The following is a 17,389-nucleotide window of genomic DNA, read 5'->3' as shown; positions in this document are numbered from 1 at the left end:
GAACCATCCGGCTCGCCCAAGATCGGCGGGTGCTGTCGGAATTCGAGGCTAACTCGCGACCGCGAGGGGTAATTCTGGCGCAGCCACGTCATGCTTGAGTTGCGGAGAGGGGAACATAGATGGCCAAGACTTTGAAACGTGCGGCGGCGTTCACCGCACTGGCGCGGGCGCTCAGTTCGGGCAGCCGTGGTGGCCCGACCCTGGGCCAGCGGCTCGGCGCGCTTCCGCGGATGATGCGGGCGAGTGCGCGCAAGGAGTATGACGGCGGCATGCGGCTGGCGTTGATGGCCGCCGCCACGGCTTACGTGGTGTCCCCGATCGACGCTGTCCCGGAGGCGTTCCTCTGGGTGTTCGGGCTGGTCGACGACGCGGTGGCGGTCACCTGGCTGGCCGGCAGCATCCTGTCCGAGACGGAGCGGTTCCTGGAGTGGGAGAGGACTCGGCCCACGCTGGGCGTAAAGTGAGTCGTGCGCTATTACGACAACGTCGTCGAGATCATCGGTAACACTCCGCTGGTCCGACTCAACAGCGTGACCGACGGCATCAGTGCCACAGTGCTGGCCAAGGTCGAGTACATGAATCCCGGTGGCTCGGTCAAGGACCGGATCGCGCTGCGGATGGTGCAGGACGCCGAGAAGGCCGGCCTGCTTCAACCCGGTGGCACGATCGTGGAGCCGACCAGCGGCAACACCGGTGTCGGCCTGGCCCTCGTGGCGCAACAACGCGGTTACAAGTGTGTCTTCGTCTGCCCGGACAAGGTCAGCGAGGACAAGCAGAACGTGCTCCGGGCGTACGGCGCGGAAGTGGTGGTCTGCCCGACCGCCGTCGCCCCCGAGGATCCCCGCTCCTACTACAACGTCTCCGACCAGCTGACCCGGGACATCCCGGGCGCCTGGAAACCGGATCAGTACAGCAACCCGGCGAACCCGCGTTCGCACTACGAGCAGACCGGCCCCGAGCTGTGGGAGCAGACCGAGGGCCGGATCACCCACTTCGTGGCGGGTGTCGGCACCGGCGGCACGATCAGCGGTGTCGGGCGCTACCTCAAGGAGCAGGGCGACGTCCGGGTGATCGGGGCCGACCCGGAGGGCTCCGTCTACTCCGGTGGGACCGGACGCCCGTACCTGGTGGAGGGTGTGGGCGAGGATTTCTGGCCCACCGCCTACGACCGCAGTGTCACCGACGAGGTGATCGAGGTCAGCGACTCGGACTCGTTCGAGATGACCCGCCGCCTGGCCCGGGAGGAGGGCCTGCTGGTCGGCGGCTCGTGCGGGATGGCCGTGGTGGCCGCGCTCGAGGTGGCCCGCAAGGCCGGCCCGGACGACGTGGTCGTGGTGCTGCTGCCGGACGGCGGCCGTGGCTACCTCTCGAAGATCTTCAACGACAGATGGATGGCCCGGTACGGGTTCCTCCGCTCGCAGGCGGGCACGCCGACCGTGGCGGACGCGCTGGCCGGCAAGGGCGAGGGCATCCCGCCACTGGTCCACGTGCACCCGACCGAGACGGTGCGCGACGCCATCGACTACATGCGGGAGTACGGCGTGAGCCAGCTCCCCGTCCTCAAGGCCGAGCCGCCGGTGGTGACCGGTGAGGTGGCCGGGTCCATCTCGGAGAAGGCGCTGCTGGACGCGCTCTTCACCGGCCAGGCCCACCTGCACGACACGATCGAACGGCACATGAGCGACCCGCTGCCGATGATCGGTGGCGGCGAGCCGGTGGCCGAGGCGGTCAGCCTGCTGGAGAAGGCCGACGCCGCGATGGTGCTCGTCGACGGCAAGCCCGCCGGGGTGCTGACCAGGCAGGACCTGCTGGCGCACCTCAGCTAGGTCAGATGCGCCACCTCCTTCCACGCCGGATCGGGGGTGGCGGTGATCTGGACGCGACCATCCGGCCAGGCGGCGGTCAGGGGTTTCAGGGCCTCGGCCGCCGCGGGCCGGTCGGCGTACAGATGTGTGGTGCGGATCCCGTCCGACGTCTCGTGCGCCACCACCACCGCGCCGTCCGCGTGCCGGGTGATGTGGTCCTCCAGCGCGTACAGCCCGGGGAAGGCGTCCTTGGCCGGGAAGCCGTTCGGATCCCGCCGTGCATACGGCACGTCGACCCGGATGTGCAGGCCCAGGCCCGGCCAGCGGGCCGGGCGCAGCGGGGTCTGCGCGAGCGCCACCACCGGCTTGCCGTCCACCGTGCTGCTCATCGTCAGCCAGCGCTCCTCGCCGTCGGCGGGTGCCAGCCCGGCCACCACGGCGGCCAGCTGCCGGGCGGTCAGCGCCGGGCCGGGGCCGCCGGCCGCGGTGATCGCGCCGACCCAGATCTCCACCGGGTCCTCGCCGAGCACCCAGTCCAGCGACAGGAAGGTGACCTGGTCGCGGGCGCCGTCCGGCAGGTCCGGGAAGGCCGGGTGCCACACCTCGACGTGCACCTGATGGCGGTCCTCGTCGACATCCGCGGAGAACCGCAGCTCGGACAGGTCCAGCCGGCGGCCGGCGATCTCCATCCGGGCCTCCTCCAACGCGGCTGGATCACCCTGCCGGCTGGTCACGAACCCGAAGGTCGCGTCCGGCTCCGGCCCGGCCCGCCGCCACCGCTCGGCCAGCACCCGCAGCTCGGCGTCACCGGCGGAGCTGAGCACCACCAGATGCCGTGACCCGCCGTCGCGCCCGGCGGTGAACTCCCACTCCAGCCCGGGGTGGATGGCGGCGACGGCGGCGCCCATCTCGTCGATCAGGCCGGGGTCGGGCCGGCCGCCGATCTGCTGCTCCACCCGGGCCCGCGTATCGGCCCACCACCGCCAGAACTCATCGATGGCCCTGGCCGGATCCGGCTTGCTCTTGCGCCCACGTCGGAAGATCACGCCCGCAAACTACCGCTGGGGTCCGACAGTTTCGGAGCGCCCCACGACATGGACAGTTACGGATAGTCGCCACAGTCGCACAGACAGTCCGACCAGGGGTGGGGTGACTGCGGTTGTATGTGTCGTGACGGAGCTATGAGCCACTCCCGGACGAAGCGGACGAAGGGGTAGGGGATGGTCGACGTCGACGAGGCGGCGCCCGCCGACATCGTGGACCGCCTGCTGTGGCGGGACGCGCAACGGATGCTCGGACGGCACCTGTCCGGACCGGACGGCCGATGCGACTGGTGTGGCTGGCGCTGGCCGTGCTCGGCCCGGAAACTGGCCGAACGCGCCGACGCCGTCGCCCGCCGGCCGTGGCGCGACGCGTGGACGATGCGGCACGACCTGAACAGCATGCGGGAGATCCCCGGGCGACGGTCCGGGATCGAGGAGATCGGGAACCGGTACGCCGCCGGCCCGCATCCCCGCAACGACGACTTTCGGAGGTACCGGGACTGACCCCTGAACTGACCAGACGTCGCCGAAACAACGCTTGACCGTCCCCCGGCAAGTACGGCTTCCCGGCCCGGTCGACGTCGCCCGGCGGTGACACCGGCACGCCCCGCCAGCGTTCCGGTATCCCGCGCCCAGACCCGTCCTAGAACCGGATCCCAGATCGGCACGCCTCCGCTGATCGAGCGCCTCCGGCCAGGCGCATCCGGTTCGGGCGGGGCGGTGGGCGGGGACACGCGATCACAGGTTCCCCCGCATTCACTCGATCGCGTGTCCCCGCCCGACCATCAGGGTCACGAAACGTCTGCCGCACCCCACCGCGGCAGGCGTTTCGTGTATCTCACCTGCGGTAGATCCTGATCGTTCACCGCGGACACCCGGGTCGCCCCGTCCGGTGTCCAGCCGCCCCGCTCGTAGAAGCGGCGGGCCACCGGATTGTCCGCCAGCACCCAGAGCACCGCCCGCTCGCCGCCGAGCGCGGCCAGTTCGGCCAGCGCGTTCACCATCAGCTCCCGGCCGACACCGGTGCCGACGTGGGCCGGGTCGACGTGGATCGCGTACAGCTCGACGGCGCCGTCCGTCTCGCTGGGGCCCACATAGGTGAACCCGGCCAGCACACCGTCCACCTCGGCCAGCGTCATCCGGTGGGTGTCCCGCTCCCACTTCCAGCGCTCCCGCCACCAGGCACCCATCGCCTCCGGCCCGCGGGCGGCGAACGTCTCCGCCGGGATCAGATGCGCGTAGGCGTCGGCCCGGGAACGATGATGCAGCGCGCCCACCGCGATCGTGTCGTCGTCACCGGCCGGACGGAGCAGAACGGTCATGGCGTCGACGTTAACGCCGTGCCGGAACCGGCACGCGCGCCAGATCCTCGGCGATCACGACCGGGCCGTCGAACTCCAGGCGCGCCTCCGCCAGGAAGCGGTCCGGGTCCGGATAGCGCTGGGAGAAATGCGTCAGAACCAATTGGCGTACGCCGGACTCGCGCGCCACCATCGCCGCCTGCCCCGCCGTCAGGTGCCCGACCTGGGCGGCCATCTCCGCGTCCTCGGCCAGGAACGTCGACTCGATCACCAGCATGTCGACACCCCGGGCCAGCTCGAACACGCTGTCACACAGGCCGGTGTCCATCACGAAGGCGAAACTCTGACCGGGGCGGGCCTCGCTGACCTGCTCGATCGTCACGTCCCCGAGCCGGCCGGCCCGCTGCAGCTCGCCGATCGCCGGTCCGCTGATCCCGTGCCGGGCGAGCAGCGCCGGAATCATCCGGCGGGAGTCCGGTTCGGTGAGGCGGTACCCGTACGTCTCGATCGGGTGTCGCAGCGGCAACGCGGTGAGGCGCCCCGCGGACGTCTCGACAGCGAATCCGGCGCCGACCGGGCCGGGCACGATCTCGGCGTTGTCCCAGTAGCTGGTGGCGTGCCGCAGGCGGTCGAAGAACTCCTGGCCACCGGCCGGATAGTGGACCGTCACCGGATGCGGCACCCGGTCCAGGGAGATGCGCTGCAGGATGCCGGGCAGACCGAGGCTGTGGTCGCCGTGGAAGTGGGTGATGCAGATCCGCTTGAGCGGGGTCACCGGGGCGCCGGCCAGCAGCATCTGCCGCTGGGTGCCCTCGCCCGGATCGAAGAGGATCACCTCGTCGTCCCAGCGCAGCAGGTAACCGTTGTGGTTGCGATGCCTCGTCGGCACCTGGCTGGCCGTGCCGAGGACCACTAACTCACGCATTTTCCACTCCGGATATGAAGCGACCCCTGGGGACTTCCTCACTGCGCGCAGCGAGGTCCGGTCGGACAAGGCCGGATCCCCAGGGGTCGGGTGGCTGTGTTGGTTTCGCCGCACCGCTGCCACACGGTCTCGACGTTGCTGTCAAGGACAGCGGCTAGCGGACAGCCACCTCACGAGTCCCGTTGCTATACAACTTCGGACCACCTCCCTTCACGTGTACGGCCACGTTATCCACGATCAGAAGGGCGCGCCAATGATTTTGAATCACTACAGACGCGGGAATACCTGTGGCGACTCCTCGGTGTTCTCCACCACCAGCGAGGCCGGCCCGAGGATCTGCGGGTCCGGCGGGGTGACGATCTCCGGGTCCTTGCCGTGGTACGGGAAACGGCTCAACACGTACCGCATAGCCGCCAGGCGGGCCCGTTTCTTGTCGTTGCTCTTCACCACCGTCCACGGGGCGTCCGCGGTGTCGGTGTAGAAGAACATCGCCTCCTTGGCCTCGGTGTAGTCGTCCCACTTGTCCAGCGACGCCAGGTCCATCGGTGACAGCTTCCACTGCCGGACCGGGTCCACCTGCCGGATCGCGAACCGGGTGCGCTGCTCGCCCCGGGTCACCGAGAACCAGAACTTGACCAGCCGGATGCCCGACCGGACCAGCATCCGCTCCAGCTCCGGGGTCTGGCGCAGGAACTCCAGGTACTCCCGGCGGTTGCAGAAGCCCATCACCCTCTCCACGCCGGCCCGGTTGTAGTACGACCGGTCGAACAGCACGATCTCACCAGCGGCCGGCAGATGCTTGATGTACCGCTGGTAGTACCACTGGGACTCCTCTTTCGGGTTCGGCTTCTCCAGAGCCACCACCCGGGCGCCCCGCGGGTTCAGATGCTCCATGAACCGCTTGATCGTGCCGCCCTTGCCGGCCGCGTCCCGCCCCTCGAACAGGATCAGCAGCCGCTCGCCGGTGTCCTTGCACCAGTTCTGCAGCTTCAGCAGCTCGATCTGCAGCAGGCGCTTGTCGTGGTCGTACTCGGCGCGGGACAGCCGCTCGTCGTACGGGTAGTCCTCGCGCCAGGTGTCGACCGGAAGGCCGTCGGCGCTCAGGAGAACCGGGTCGTCGTCCTCGTCGTCGACGACCCGGTAACCGGTCAGCTCGGAGATCGGCCCCTCATAGGGCTGGGTGGCCCGCACGTCGAACTCGGATCGCATGCACCGATTCATACCCGCGCGAGCCGAGACCACAACCGAGTTGATCAGAACAGTCGGCGAACTTTCCGCCGCCGGGCGTCCCGGGCCAGCTCCGGAACCCCGGCCAGCGCGTCCCGGCCGACCTGCTCCTGCCGGCCGTAGAGCATCCCGAAGTGGAAACTGCCCTCACCCAGCTCCCGCAACACACCGCGGGCCACATTCGAATCCTGGTACTCGCCGAGCCCGTCCTGCAACTTCGTCAACGCCTTGACCAGCTGTCTCGCCAGCTTGCCATGGTCCGGGACGAGCAGCTCGACGGCGTACCGCGCCTGCTTGAAGCCCTTGCGCGACTCGTGGATCTCCTCCTCGACACCCGACTCCAGTGCCTCGTCCAGTTTCGCGTCCGCCTTGGCCAGCACCTTCCGGGCACGTTTGACCGGATCGGCGGTCCGCAGCGAATCCTGATCCACCAGCTCGTCGATCCGGTCCAGCAGAGCCAGATAGCGATCCGAGTCGAGAGCCTCCGACAACTCGGCCAGCCCGGTCTCGATCCGGTGCTCCAGATGCTCCCGCACCCGCCGGGCCGACGGCTCGAACTCCGGGCCCGCCTTCTCCACCAGACCCAGCAGTGCCTCCTCCAGCACCTGCGGGTCGCGGACCGCGCCCAGCACCCCGGCCAGCCAGCGCAGTTCGTCCCGAAGATCCGACTGCGAGACCGATTTCTTGTACGTCTTCAGCGTGCTCCGCAGCCGACGGGTCCCGACCCGCATCTGATGCACCGCGCGCGGCTCACCCCGGCGGGCACCCGGGTCGTGGGCCAGGATCGCGTCCCGCTGCTCCCGGGCGTACCGCAACACGGGGTTGACCTTGGTCTTGCTCTTCTTCGGCCGTTGCAGCGCGGCCAGCCGGCCGGCCAGCGCCCGGGACACCTTCGACGGGCCCCGCGCCGGGCGGGCGCCCGCCGCGAACAGCCGCCGCTCCACCTCGTCCAGCACCGCGACGTCGCCGTCCACCAGCTCCACCTCGACCTCCTGCCAGGCCGACTCGGAACCCGCCGACTCGGCCCGGACCTGATCCTGCGCGACGAGCGCCAGAACCCGGCCGTCGGCGTCCCGCAGCGGAGTCTCCACCCGGTGCGTCACCAGACGGGCCACCGGGACCAGCGGCCGGGTCCGGACGATCGTGCGCACCAGGCCGGTCAGCTGGGCCGGCACCACGTCACCGTCGCCGCTCAGCCGGTGCTCCTTGCGGCCCTCACCGTCGGCGGGCGTCTTCAGATGCCAGCCCGCGTCGTTGCCGCCACTGCGTTTGCGAAGAGTCCGGCGATTTCTCATCAACCGGAGGTCGTCGGTGTCGAAGTAGGTGGCGTCGAGATCATGTGTCTCGGCGTCGCCGGTGCCGGCGATCACGCCGGCACCGACCAGGTCAGGAAGCTCGAACGTTTCAGGAACGTCGTATTTGCGCTCGGTCTCGGTGGCGATCTCCACCCGTCCATGGTGCCCGGAGTCACGGCTCGTGCACAGCCGTGTCTCAGGTTCGCCTGGCATCGTGAAGTCCCGGATCGGTTAGGAGAACTGCATGGAGAAGTCCGAACGCCGTCCCATCACTCTCGCTGCCTCACTCGCCGGCCTGCGCCTGATCGGCGCCGGTGCGGTCCTCGGCCTCGCCCTCGCGGTGCCGGCCTCACCCGCCCAGGCCGATCCGCCCCGCCCGCCGGCCACCACGCAGGACACCGCCGACGAGACGCCCGAGATCTAGAGTCTCGCGCCGTCCCGGGTGTGCAGATACATCGCCCGCGCGTAATTGGCGGCCGCCGCGTTGTAGTACATCTGCGCCAGCCCGACATGGAAATTGTTGTTGGTGATGGCATTCTTCGCATTCGCCGACGCCGAGTAACGGATCTCGGCGTCCGATTGGCTGATCCCGCGGCGTTCACAACGCAGCCGGTTCATCTCCTTGCCGGTCCGCCAGGCCTCCATCGCACCCTCCGCCTCCCGCATCATGTTGCGGGCCTGCTGAAGCAGCGACTCGGCAAGCTCCCAGGCGTCCCGTTCCTCGTCGTGCCATCTGGGCGACATCGTGCACCTCCCGCTCCCACTGCTGAAATTCTGTGGGCTGCTTCGGTGTCTGTCGAACAAGTTCGATCGCCGGTGTGAAATCCGCGGTCACCCTCTTGCCGCCGACCGGATCCGCTGATCAGCGGCGCGGCGCCGCGCCCCAGACGGCGAACCGGCGGCGCAAATCGCGGGCGAGCGCGCGCCCGCCCGTAGGGAGCCGCCATCCTGGTGCCGACCGCGTCGTCCGGATGCGGCACCGGGCCGATGCTCGGGGTGACCGGTGGGTGGGCGCTCCGATCCGCGGCGAGTTCGGCCTTCTGGGGATCGAGGTCCGGCTCCTCGGCTCGGGTGACCAGCAACCGGGCGAAGGTCTCGTTTCGGGCGTCGGTCCGCACGGCGAACCCGTTGCCGGCCAGTGCTTCGATGACGAGATCGGCCGCGGCGGGGAAGCCGGCGCGTCGCTCCCGACCGGTGGACAAGTCGACGTCGCTACTCGGCCGGTCGCCCATGCCGTGGGCGCGGACCGCGTACCCCGCCGGCCGGCGCTGGCCCGCATTTCCGCCGGCGGCCCGGAGCCTCGATCAGGACGGTGCGATAGAGGCCGACCACCCGCCCCGGGCTGTCGAGGTCGTGCTCGGACGAGCCGGACCAGTCGATTGCCGGGCAGGATGACGACCCCGGACGTGCGCCCGGTCGGGTCGTCGAGACGGGTCGGGCACGACGACGGGTTTCGCGTAGCCGCGAGCCGGCGGCTGCGGGTCCGGGCTCATCGTGCCCTCCGTCCTTCACTGGATCCGGTCTAGCCGGCGGTGCGGGCGACGCCGACCGGGCAGGTCATGCCGTTCGGGACGGGGCTGAGGGTGTGTGACCCATCTCAGGCCCGTCTCAACTCGTGTCGCCAGTCGGCGAAGCGCTGACGCATACTCCGAACGTGCGTCGCGTCGGTTCCGTACGCCGCGAAAGCAGTGTCGCTGATCTGGTCCAGGGCGCCCAGAGCCGCGGCGAACATCGCGCGGTCGAATCCGGGATCGGCGGTCTCCGCCAGGCGCAGGAGTTGATTGCCCGAGTAGCGTCCACTCTCCAGGACGGCGTCGATGTCGAGGAAGTCTCGCGCGAGTGCGCGACCGTAGAGCGCCGCCATCTTGTTGCCGACGGCGTCGTCAGGGTGCAGCACGGGACCGATGCTCAAGGTGACCGGCGGATGAGCGCGCCAGTCTGCTGCCAACTCGATCTTCTGGGGCTCGGCGCCGGGCTCGTCATCCCGGGCGACCAGCAGCCGGGCGAATGTCTCTGCTCGGGAGTCGACGTGTACCACGAAGCCATGGCCGGTCAATGCTTCGATGACGAGATCGGCGACAGCAGGGAAGTCCGCTCGGCGCTGCCAGTCGGTGAACAGGTCTACATCACCGCTCGGTCGGTCACCCATGCCATGGGCTCGAACGGCGTAGCCGCCGGCGAGCGCGAGTCCGTGGTCACCGCCCGCGGCCTGAAGCGCGATCTCGGCGAGCCTCCGGTGATGCGGATCCATGGCGGCACACTACGCCGCAGTCACCTCTGAATCGGCCCGCCGGAGCGCTGGAAAGCGTTCTTCCCACGATCGGCGGAGTTCAGGTGCCAACCAGAGTGAAGGCCACAGCCGGGCCAGGGTCGCCTGATCGAGGAATTCGTGCAGGTCGGCCACCTTGGTGGCCTCGATGAGGACTGTGCGGTAGAGGTCGACGATCCGGCCGGCGTTGTCGAGGTCGTAGTCCGCCGTGCCGGACCAGTCGAGATGACGTGGCAGGGTGACGACACCGCTGGTCCGGCCGTTCAACATCGCGAGATCGTCCGCGACGACGATCGGTTTGGCGTATCGGCGCACGACAGGTCACCTCCCATGCCATCGTCTCACGAAGAAGGGGAAAGGTCCGCTTGCCCGCCTGCGCACGGACAAACGTTCGTACGCAGGAAGACCATCGTTTCGTGGGCCTAATCGGCGACGCGGGCGACGCCAATCGGACAAGACATCCCGTTCGGGCCGTGGTTGCAGTAGCCGCCGGGGTTCTTGTCCAGGTACTGCTGGTGGTAGTCCTCGGCGTAGTAGTACTCCGTCAGCGGCTTGATCTCGGTGGTGATCTGGCCGTGGCCGGCCGCCGTCACCACCGGCTGGAAGGCGTCCCGCGAGGCCGCTGCCGTCGCCGCCTGGGCGTTCGTGGTGGTGTAGATCGCGGACCGGTACTGGGTGCCCACGTCGTTGCCCTGGCGCATGTGCTGCGTCGGGTCGTGGTTCTCCCAGAACGCCTTCAGCAGGTCCTCGTAGCTGATCTTCGCCGGGTCGTAGACGACCTGGACCACCTCGGCGTGCCCGGTGGTGCCGAAGCACGTCTCCTCGTAGGTGGGGTTCCTCGTGAAGCCGCCGGCGTATCCGGCGGAGGTGGAGTAGACGCCCGGCAGCTGCCAGAAGATGCGCTCCACCCCCCAGAAACAGCCCATCCCGAAGACCGCGACCTCCAGGCCGGCCGGCCAGGGGCCCTTCATCGGTGTGCCGAGCACGGTGTGCCGGTCGGCGACCCACAGCTCGGCGTCCCGGCCGGGCAGCGCGGTCTCGGCGGTGGGCAGGTCGAGCTTCTTGTACCGCAGGAACACGGTCACTCCCTTCGTCCGCTGTCTGTAACGCTGAGGCGGAGGTATTCCTTACCAATGGTGTCGGCGAACGACGCGGCCTCGTCGTCGCTGTCGTACTTGCGACGCGGCCAGAAGAAGCCGCGCAGGCCGTCGCCCTTGGTGCGGGGCACGACGTGGGTGTGCAGGTGCGGGACGGACTGCGAGACGATGTTGTTCATCGCGACGAATGTCCCTTTCGCGCCCAGAGCGGCCGGAACCGCGGCGGAGATCATCTGGACGAATCGGAAATAATCCGGCAAAAGCTCGGCGCTCAGGAGAGGGAGCTCCACCACGTGAGTGCGCGGGACCACCAGCACATGACCCTTGAAGACCGGGCGGATGTCCAGGAACGCCACCCCGGCGGGCGCGGACGCGACCAGGAAAGCCGGGATCGATCCCGCCACGATGCCGCAGAACACGCAGTCCGCCATCACGTGAGACTAGCCTTGCGCAACATGACGGCTAACAACTATGGGTTCGACACCCTCGCCATCCACGCCGGCCAGGAGCCGGATCCGCGGACCGGCGCCGTGGTGCCGCCGATCTACCAGACGAGCACCTACGCCCAGGACGCCGTCGGCGCCCCCCGCCTGGGTTACGAGTACAGCCGTTCCGGCAACCCGACCCGCGACGCCCTCCAGGAGTGCCTGGCGGCGATCGAGGGCGGCCGGCGCGGTCTGGCCTTCGCGAGCGGCCTGGCGGCCGAGGACACCCTGCTGCGTACGGTGTGCCGCCCCGGTGATCACGTGGTGATCCCGAACGACGCGTACGGCGGCACCTTCCGCCTGTTCAGCAAGGTCGCCGAGAAGTGGGGCCTGGACTGGACGGCCGCCCCGCTGGACGACATCGACGCCGTGCGGGCCGCGTTCCGTCCCGGCCACACCCGGCTGATCTGGTCCGAGACGCCGACCAACCCGCTGCTCAACGTCAACGACATCGCGCAGCTGGCCGCTCTGGCCCACGAGTACGACGCGATGCTCGCGGTGGACAACACCTTCGCGTCCCCGTACCTCCAGCAGCCGTTGACCCTGGGCGCCGACGTGGTGATCCATTCGACGACGAAGTACCTGGGGGGTCACTCGGACGTGGTCGGTGGCGCGCTGGTCACCGCGGACGCCGGGCTCGGCGACGAGCTGGCCTTCCACCAGAACGCGATGGGCGCGGTGAACGGTCCGTTCGACGCCTGGCTGACCCTCCGGGGGATCAAGACCCTTGGGGTACGCATGGACCGGCACTGTGACAACGCCGAGCGGATCGTCGGCTACCTGAGCGAGCACCCGGCGGTGGCGAGCGTGCTCTACCCGGGCCTGGAGACGCACCCCGGTCACGAGGTGGCGGCCAAGCAGATGAGCCGCTTCGGCGGGATGGTCTCGTTCCGTGCCGCGGGCGGCCCCGAGCAGGCGGTGGCCATCTGCAACCGGGCGAAGCTCTTCGTGCTCGCCGAGTCGCTCGGTGGGGTGGAATCGCTGATCGAGCACCCGGGCCAGATGACACATCTGTCGGCTGCGGGCTCAGCGCTTGAAGTTCCCGCCGATCTCGTGCGACTGTCTGTCGGCATCGAAACCGTTGACGATCTGCTCGCCGACCTCGAGCAGGCGCTCGGTTCATAGCCCGACGCTGGAGATTCTGCGCGATGGACACGACGACCTGGGTGGGAGCGACCGCCAAACAGATCGCCCGCGCGGTACGCCGCGGTGACACGAACGCCACCCAGGTCGTCGCCGACCATCTGGAGCAGATCGGCATCTCCGATCCGGCGCTCGGCGCGTTCCGGGTGGTCCGTGACGTCGAGGCGATCCGCGAGGCGGAGAAGGTCGACGACCAGGAGGACCTGGCGAACCTTCCGCTGGCCGGGGTGCCGGTGGCGGTCAAGGAGAACACCGCGGTCGCCGGGCTGCCGACCTGGCACGGCTCGGCCGCGGCCCGCACCCCCGAGGTGGCCGAGCAGGACCACGAGGTGGTCCGCCGGCTGCGCGGGGCGGGCGCGGTGGTGGTCGGGGTCACCCGGATGCCGGAGATGGGCCTCTGGGCGCTCACCGACGACGCGGACGGGCCGACCCGCAACCCGTGGGATCTGGAGCGGACCCCGGGCGGCTCGTCCGGTGGGGCGGCCGCGGCGGTGGCGTCCGGGCTCGTACCGATCGCGCAGGGCAACGACGGCCTCGGCTCGATCCGGATCCCGGCCGCCTGCTGCGGTCTGGTCGGGCTGAAACCCGGCCGGGGCGTGGTGCCTGTCGACTTCGGTGACAAGGACTGGTTCGGCCTGGTGGAGAACGGCATGCTGGCCACCACGGTGGCCGACGCCGCGCTGGGCTTCTCGGTGCTGGCCGGGCAGACCCCGGCGAAACTGGTGGAGCCGGCGAAACTGCGGGTCGGCGTCTCGCTGCGGTCCCCGGTGGCCGGGGTGCGGCCGGACGCGCCGAACGTCTCGGCGGTCGCCACCGCGTCGAAACTGCTGGTCGACGCCGGGCACGACACGGTCAAGGCGGATCCGGTCTACTCGACCGGGGTGGCGCTGGGTGTGCTCGCGACGTGGTTCGCCGGTGCGGCGGTGAACTCCGAGGGCCTGCCGTTCGAGCGCCTCCAGCCGCGGACCCGGCAGCACATCCGGCTCGGGCGGGCGGCGTTGCGGGCCGGGCTGGTCCGGCAGACCCAGCGGGCGGCGTGGCGGGAGCGGTCCATCCAGTTCTTCGCCGACAAGTCGATCGATCTGCTGCTCACCCCGGCGCTGGCGAGCGCTCCGCCGCCGGCTGATCAGTACTCCACCGGCTCCTGGCGCAGGAACATGACGATCAACGCCGCTTACGCACCGTACGGCGCGCCGTGGAACTTCGCCGGACTGCCCGCGATCGTGGTGCCGGTCGGGTTCCGGCCGGACGGGCTGCCCCTCGCGGTGCAGCTGGTCGGGCCGCCCGGATCGGAGTTGCTGCTGCTCGCGGTGGCCGGCCAATTCGAGGTCGCCAATCCCTGGCAGCGACACGCACTGGTGTGAGGCAGCGATGGCACGATAGGTGTCCATGACCGCCGGTACCCCGCTCGACCTGCTCACCCTCGCCGACGTCGAGGCCGCCCGGGAGCTGCTGGCCGGGGTGGTCAAGCAGACGCCGCTGATCCCGTCCCGGCCGCTCAGCGAGATCACCGGCGTGCCGGTCTGGCTCAAGTGTGAGAACCAGCAGCGGGCCGGGTCGTACAAGGTGCGGGGGGCGTACACCCGGATCTCCCGGCTCTCCGCCGAGGAACGCGACCGCGGCGTGGTCGCGGCCAGCGCCGGCAACCACGCGCAGGGTGTGGCGCTCGCCGCCGGGCTGGTCGGCGCGCGGGCCACGGTGTTCATGCCGGAGGGCGCGCCGCTGCCGAAGGTCACCGCCACCAAGGGGTACGGCGCGGCCGTCGAGTACGCCGGGACCAGCGTCGACGACGCGCTGGAGGCGGCGCACGAGTTCGCGCGTACCACCGGGGCGGTGCTGATCCACCCGTTCGACCACGCCGACGTGATCGCCGGGCAGGGCACCGTCGCGCTGGAGATCCTGGAGCAGTGCCCGGAGGCGTCCACGATCGTGACGGCGGTCGGTGGCGGTGGCCTGATCTCCGGGATCGCGGTGGCGGCGAAGGCGCTGCGGCCGGACATCCGGGTGGTCGGCGTGCAGGCGGCCGGTGCGGCGGCGTACCCGCCGTCGCTCGCCGCCGGGGCGCCCCGCAAGCTGGAGTCGTGCGCCACGATCGCCGACGGGATCGCCGTGCTGCGCCCCGGTGATCTCACCTTCGCGCATGTGGAGAAGCTTGTCGACGAGGTCGTCACGGTCCACGACGAGGACCTGTCGGCGGCCCTGCTGGTGCTGCTGGAGCGGCACAAGACGGTGGTCGAGCCGGCCGGTGCGGCGGCCGCGGCGGCGCTGCTGACCGGCGCCTACGTGCCGTCCGGCGGGCCCGCGGTGGCGGTGCTGTCCGGCGGCAACATCGACCCGATGCTTCTGCTGCGGGTGATCGAGCACGGGCTGGCGTCGGCCGGCCGGTTCCTGCGCCTGGCGGTGCGCTGCGTGGACCGGCCGGGGGAGCTGACCCGGGTGCTGGGCCGGATCGCCGAACAGCGGGCCAACATCGTGGACGTCAACCACTCGCGGCAGAGCCCGCGGCTGAGTTTCGGCGAGGTGGAGGTGGCGCTGTCGGTGGAGACGCGCGGGCCGGCGCACTCGTCGGCGCTGATCGGCGCGTTGCGCGACGCCGGCTATCGGGTGGCGTTGCTGGCCGACACGACACCCTGACAGAGGAGCCCGCGGCCGGTGACGCCGCGGGCTCACGTTCCGATCGTCAGCCCTCGAAGGGGCCGAACTCGACCACGGTGACCTTGATGTCGGCACCGCTCGGGGCGGTGTAGGTCACGGTCTGGCCGGGGCGGGCGCCGAGGATGGCCTGGCCCAGCGCCGACTCGGGGCTGTAGACGGTGAACTTGGTGGTGGAGGAGATCTCCCGGGAGCCCAGCAGGAAGGTCTCGGTGTCGCCCTGGTCGTCGTCGAAGTAGATCGTCACGACCGAACCCGCGGTGATCGTGTCCGAGGCCTGGACCTCGCCGATCTCCGAGTTGCGCAGGAACTCCTTCAAGTAGAGGATCCGGCCCTCCTGCCGGCTCTGCTCCTCCCGGGCGGCGTGATAGCCCCCGTTCTCGCGGAGGTCGCCTTCCTCGCGCCGTTCGTTGATCTCCGCCGCCACAGCCGGCCGGTTGGCGATCAACTCGTCGAGCTCGGCCTGTAGCCGGTCGTGAGCGTCCTGGGAGAGCCAGGTCTTCGGCGCCTCGGAACTGGACACGGTCGGTCTCCTTGCTGGAACTGGGCAAATGACGCTGCATATGGGGCGGAAACACACCACTGAGAAGTGGGGTGTTGAACGCAGCGAATCACCAAGCTTACCAGCGGTATGCAGTCCGGCCGGAAGACGAAACTCTGTCGCCTTACCGCGCGGCGGCGTCCCGGCGGTCCATCACTCGGCCGCCTCACCCGCGGCGGCGTCCCGGCAGCCCATCACGTCGCCCACCGCGCCGCGCGCGTTGGTCGGCACCGTCTCCCGGACCTCCACCGAACCGCCGCCGTCCGGGGCCGGCACGGTGACCGCCCGGCGGCCCACCTCGAAGCCGTCGTAGTCCCGGGCCCGCAGCATGCACATGGCCGCGCCGTCCTCGGGGACCCGCACCCGGAACTCGATGGCCATCTCCCGGTCGGAGGTGACCTCCCAGCCGATGATGTCGGCGGTGTAGTCGGTGCCGCCGTAGCGTGCCCAGTAGCCCCAGGTGATCCCGCCCAGCGCCAGAGCGAACACGATCGTGTAGACGATCGGGATCAACCGGCGGCGGCCACCGTCACGGCGCCAGCCGTAGCGACCGGGCGGGAAGACCGGCGTTGTGGCGTGCGTCTCGCTCACCTGACCACCTCTCGTGCAGTTCTTGTCAGTGGGATCGGCAAGAATGGCAGGGTTCCATCTTCGCAGCCGATCCCGGCCCGCTCATCGCAGGCCTGGTCGAGAGGATCTCAACAACACCATGGCCGAGCAGTTGCGTCTGATGACCGTGCACGCGCACCCCGACGACGAGTCGAGCAAGGGTGCCGCCACCATGGCGAAGTATGTCGCCGAGGGCGTCCAGGTGCTGGTCGCGACCTGTACCGGTGGGGAGCGCGGCAGCGTCCTCAACCCCAAGATGGACCGGCCCGAGGTGCTCGCCGACATCACCAACATCCGCCGCGCCGAGATGGACCGGGCGCGCGAGATCCTCGGTGTCGAGCAGGCCTGGCTCGGGTTCGTCGACTCCGGGCTGCCCGAGGGTGACCCGCTGCCGCCGCTGCCGGAGGGCTGTTTCGGGCTCCAGGACCCGCAGGAGGCGGCCAAACCGCTGATCAAGCTGATCCGCGAGTTCCGGCCGCACGTCATGACCACCTATGACGAGAACGGTGGCTACCCGCACCCCGACCACATCATGTGTCACAAGATCTCGGCGGTCGCCTTCGACGCGGCCGGTGACCCGGAGCTCTACCCGGAGCTGGGCGAGCCGTGGCAGCCGCTGAAGCTGTACTACAACTCCGGCTGGACCCGGGCGCGGATGCTCGCGCTGCACGAGGGGATGCTGGCGGCGGGGCTGGAGTCGCCGTATGCGGAGTGGCTGGAGAAGTGGTCGGACCGGCAGGACCGGGGCGACAAGATCACCACGCGGGTCGAGTGCGGTGAGTATTTCGAGATCCGCGACGACGCCCTGCGCGCGCACGCCACCCAGGTCGACCCGGACGGGTTCTGGTTCCACATCCCGCTGGAGATGCAGCAGAAGGTGTGGCCCACCGAGGACTTCGAGCTGGCCCGTTCACTGGTGGACAGCCCGATTCCGGAGTCCGACCTGTTCGCGGGCATCCGGGAGAAGGTCGACGCCCACTGAGCGGTTACTCTCGAG

The 17,389-nt window shown here is 69.8% G+C and carries 20 protein-coding genes; 8 read left to right on the top strand and 12 right to left on the bottom strand.

Annotated features, from left to right (window positions below; genetic code table 11):
• Positions 1-119: 119 nt before the first annotated feature.
• Positions 120-464: a YkvA family protein gene (locus tag ACQ0O7_RS18235; RefSeq protein ID WP_430783293.1), complete on the top strand. Its 345-nt coding sequence runs from the start codon at positions 120-122 to the stop codon at positions 462-464.
• Between the two features lie 3 nt (positions 465-467).
• Positions 468-1,826, top strand: a complete 1,359-nt coding sequence (locus ACQ0O7_RS18230; RefSeq protein WP_430783292.1) for a cystathionine beta-synthase — start codon at positions 468-470, stop codon at positions 1,824-1,826.
• Here ACQ0O7_RS18230 and ACQ0O7_RS18225 read toward each other — a convergent pair.
• Positions 1,823-2,851, bottom strand: a complete 1,029-nt coding sequence (locus ACQ0O7_RS18225) for a DUF695 domain-containing protein (RefSeq protein ID WP_430783291.1) — start codon at positions 2,849-2,851, stop codon at positions 1,823-1,825. The genes ACQ0O7_RS18230 and ACQ0O7_RS18225 overlap by 4 nt on opposite strands.
• A 174-nt stretch (positions 2,852-3,025) precedes the next feature.
• On the opposite strand from ACQ0O7_RS18225, the gene ACQ0O7_RS18220 reads away from it, so the two are divergent.
• Positions 3,026-3,352, top strand: a complete 327-nt coding sequence (locus tag ACQ0O7_RS18220; protein ID WP_430783290.1) for a hypothetical protein — start codon at positions 3,026-3,028, stop codon at positions 3,350-3,352.
• A 287-nt stretch (positions 3,353-3,639) separates the two neighbouring features.
• Here ACQ0O7_RS18220 and ACQ0O7_RS18215 read toward each other — a convergent pair whose 3' ends face one another.
• The 4 genes from ACQ0O7_RS18215 to ACQ0O7_RS18200 form a co-directional block, all read right to left on the bottom strand.
• Complete coding sequence (locus tag ACQ0O7_RS18215; protein WP_430783289.1) at positions 3,640-4,170, bottom strand: GNAT family N-acetyltransferase; 531 nt, start codon at positions 4,168-4,170, stop codon at positions 3,640-3,642.
• A gap of 10 nt (positions 4,171-4,180) precedes the next feature.
• The gene (locus ACQ0O7_RS18210; protein WP_430783288.1) at positions 4,181-5,074 is read right to left on the bottom strand and encodes a ribonuclease Z; all 894 of its coding nucleotides are present in this window, start codon (positions 5,072-5,074) and stop codon (positions 4,181-4,183) included.
• Between the two features lie 267 nt (positions 5,075-5,341).
• Positions 5,342-6,283, bottom strand: a complete 942-nt coding sequence (ppk2, locus tag ACQ0O7_RS18205; protein ID WP_430783287.1) for a polyphosphate kinase 2 — start codon at positions 6,281-6,283, stop codon at positions 5,342-5,344.
• 44 nt (positions 6,284-6,327) lie between these two features.
• Positions 6,328-7,749: a CHAD domain-containing protein gene (locus tag ACQ0O7_RS18200; RefSeq protein ID WP_430783286.1), complete on the bottom strand. Its 1,422-nt coding sequence runs from the start codon at positions 7,747-7,749 to the stop codon at positions 6,328-6,330.
• A gap of 91 nt (positions 7,750-7,840) precedes the next feature.
• Here ACQ0O7_RS18200 and ACQ0O7_RS18195 point away from each other — a divergent pair, with 91 nt between their 5' ends.
• Positions 7,841-8,020 carry a hypothetical protein gene (locus ACQ0O7_RS18195; RefSeq protein ID WP_430783285.1) on the top strand — a complete coding sequence of 60 codons (180 nt, stop codon included), beginning with the start codon at positions 7,841-7,843 and terminating at the stop codon, positions 8,018-8,020.
• On the opposite strand, the gene ACQ0O7_RS18190 is transcribed toward ACQ0O7_RS18195, so the two are convergent.
• From ACQ0O7_RS18190 to ACQ0O7_RS18170, 5 genes are all read right to left on the bottom strand, one after another.
• The gene (locus tag ACQ0O7_RS18190) at positions 8,017-8,340 is read right to left on the bottom strand and encodes a hypothetical protein (protein WP_430783284.1); all 324 of its coding nucleotides are present in this window, start codon (positions 8,338-8,340) and stop codon (positions 8,017-8,019) included. The two genes, ACQ0O7_RS18195 and ACQ0O7_RS18190, sit on opposite strands and share 4 nt — an antisense overlap.
• A gap of 853 nt (positions 8,341-9,193) precedes the next feature.
• A complete protein-coding gene (locus ACQ0O7_RS18185; RefSeq protein WP_430783283.1) occupies positions 9,194-9,847 on the bottom strand; it encodes a nucleotidyl transferase AbiEii/AbiGii toxin family protein in 654 nt (217 codons plus the stop codon).
• 9 nt (positions 9,848-9,856) lie between these two features.
• The gene (locus tag ACQ0O7_RS18180; RefSeq protein ID WP_430783282.1) at positions 9,857-10,180 is read right to left on the bottom strand and encodes a hypothetical protein; all 324 of its coding nucleotides are present in this window, start codon (positions 10,178-10,180) and stop codon (positions 9,857-9,859) included.
• A gap of 107 nt (positions 10,181-10,287) precedes the next feature.
• Entirely contained in the window at positions 10,288-10,944 is a 657-nt protein-coding gene (gene msrA, locus ACQ0O7_RS18175) for a peptide-methionine (S)-S-oxide reductase MsrA (protein WP_430783281.1), read from the bottom strand.
• Positions 10,945-10,946: 2 nt separating this feature from the next.
• Positions 10,947-11,393 carry an HIT family protein gene (locus ACQ0O7_RS18170; protein WP_430783280.1) on the bottom strand — a complete coding sequence of 149 codons (447 nt, stop codon included), beginning with the start codon at positions 11,391-11,393 and terminating at the stop codon, positions 10,947-10,949.
• A 24-nt stretch (positions 11,394-11,417) separates the two neighbouring features.
• Here ACQ0O7_RS18170 and ACQ0O7_RS18165 point away from each other — a divergent pair, with 24 nt between their 5' ends.
• From ACQ0O7_RS18165 to ilvA, 3 genes are read left to right on the top strand one after another with little or no spacing between them, the layout of a single operon-like run.
• Positions 11,418-12,572, top strand: coding sequence for a cystathionine gamma-synthase (locus tag ACQ0O7_RS18165; protein ID WP_430783279.1), 1,155 nt, complete (start codon positions 11,418-11,420; stop codon positions 12,570-12,572).
• Positions 12,573-12,595: 23 nt separating this feature from the next.
• On the top strand, positions 12,596-13,954 hold the full coding sequence (locus ACQ0O7_RS18160) for an amidase (protein ID WP_430783278.1): 1,359 nt from the start codon (positions 12,596-12,598) through the stop codon (positions 13,952-13,954).
• Positions 13,955-13,979: 25 nt separating this feature from the next.
• On the top strand, positions 13,980-15,224 hold the full coding sequence (gene ilvA / locus ACQ0O7_RS18155; RefSeq protein ID WP_430783277.1) for a threonine ammonia-lyase: 1,245 nt from the start codon (positions 13,980-13,982) through the stop codon (positions 15,222-15,224).
• 46 nt (positions 15,225-15,270) lie between these two features.
• Here the strand turns inward: ilvA and greA are convergent, their stop codons facing one another.
• Together greA and ACQ0O7_RS18145 are read right to left on the bottom strand one after the other, a co-directional pair.
• Positions 15,271-15,765: a transcription elongation factor GreA gene (gene greA / locus ACQ0O7_RS18150; RefSeq protein WP_430783276.1), complete on the bottom strand. Its 495-nt coding sequence runs from the start codon at positions 15,763-15,765 to the stop codon at positions 15,271-15,273.
• 171 nt (positions 15,766-15,936) lie between these two features.
• Positions 15,937-16,374, bottom strand: a complete 438-nt coding sequence (locus ACQ0O7_RS18145) for a DUF4307 domain-containing protein (RefSeq protein ID WP_430783275.1) — start codon at positions 16,372-16,374, stop codon at positions 15,937-15,939.
• Between the two features lie 118 nt (positions 16,375-16,492).
• Here ACQ0O7_RS18145 and mca point away from each other — a divergent pair, with 118 nt between their 5' ends.
• Positions 16,493-17,374 (top strand): mycothiol conjugate amidase Mca, encoded by an 882-nt coding sequence (gene mca, locus ACQ0O7_RS18140; protein ID WP_430783274.1) that lies wholly within the window; start codon positions 16,493-16,495, stop codon positions 17,372-17,374.
• Positions 17,375-17,389 lie beyond the last annotated feature (15 nt).

This window comes from Actinoplanes sp. G11-F43, from assembly GCF_050589265.1.
Taxonomy (GTDB): Bacteria; Actinomycetota; Actinomycetes; order Mycobacteriales; family Micromonosporaceae; genus Actinoplanes.
This window is presented reverse-complemented; position numbering and strand designations above follow the sequence as displayed.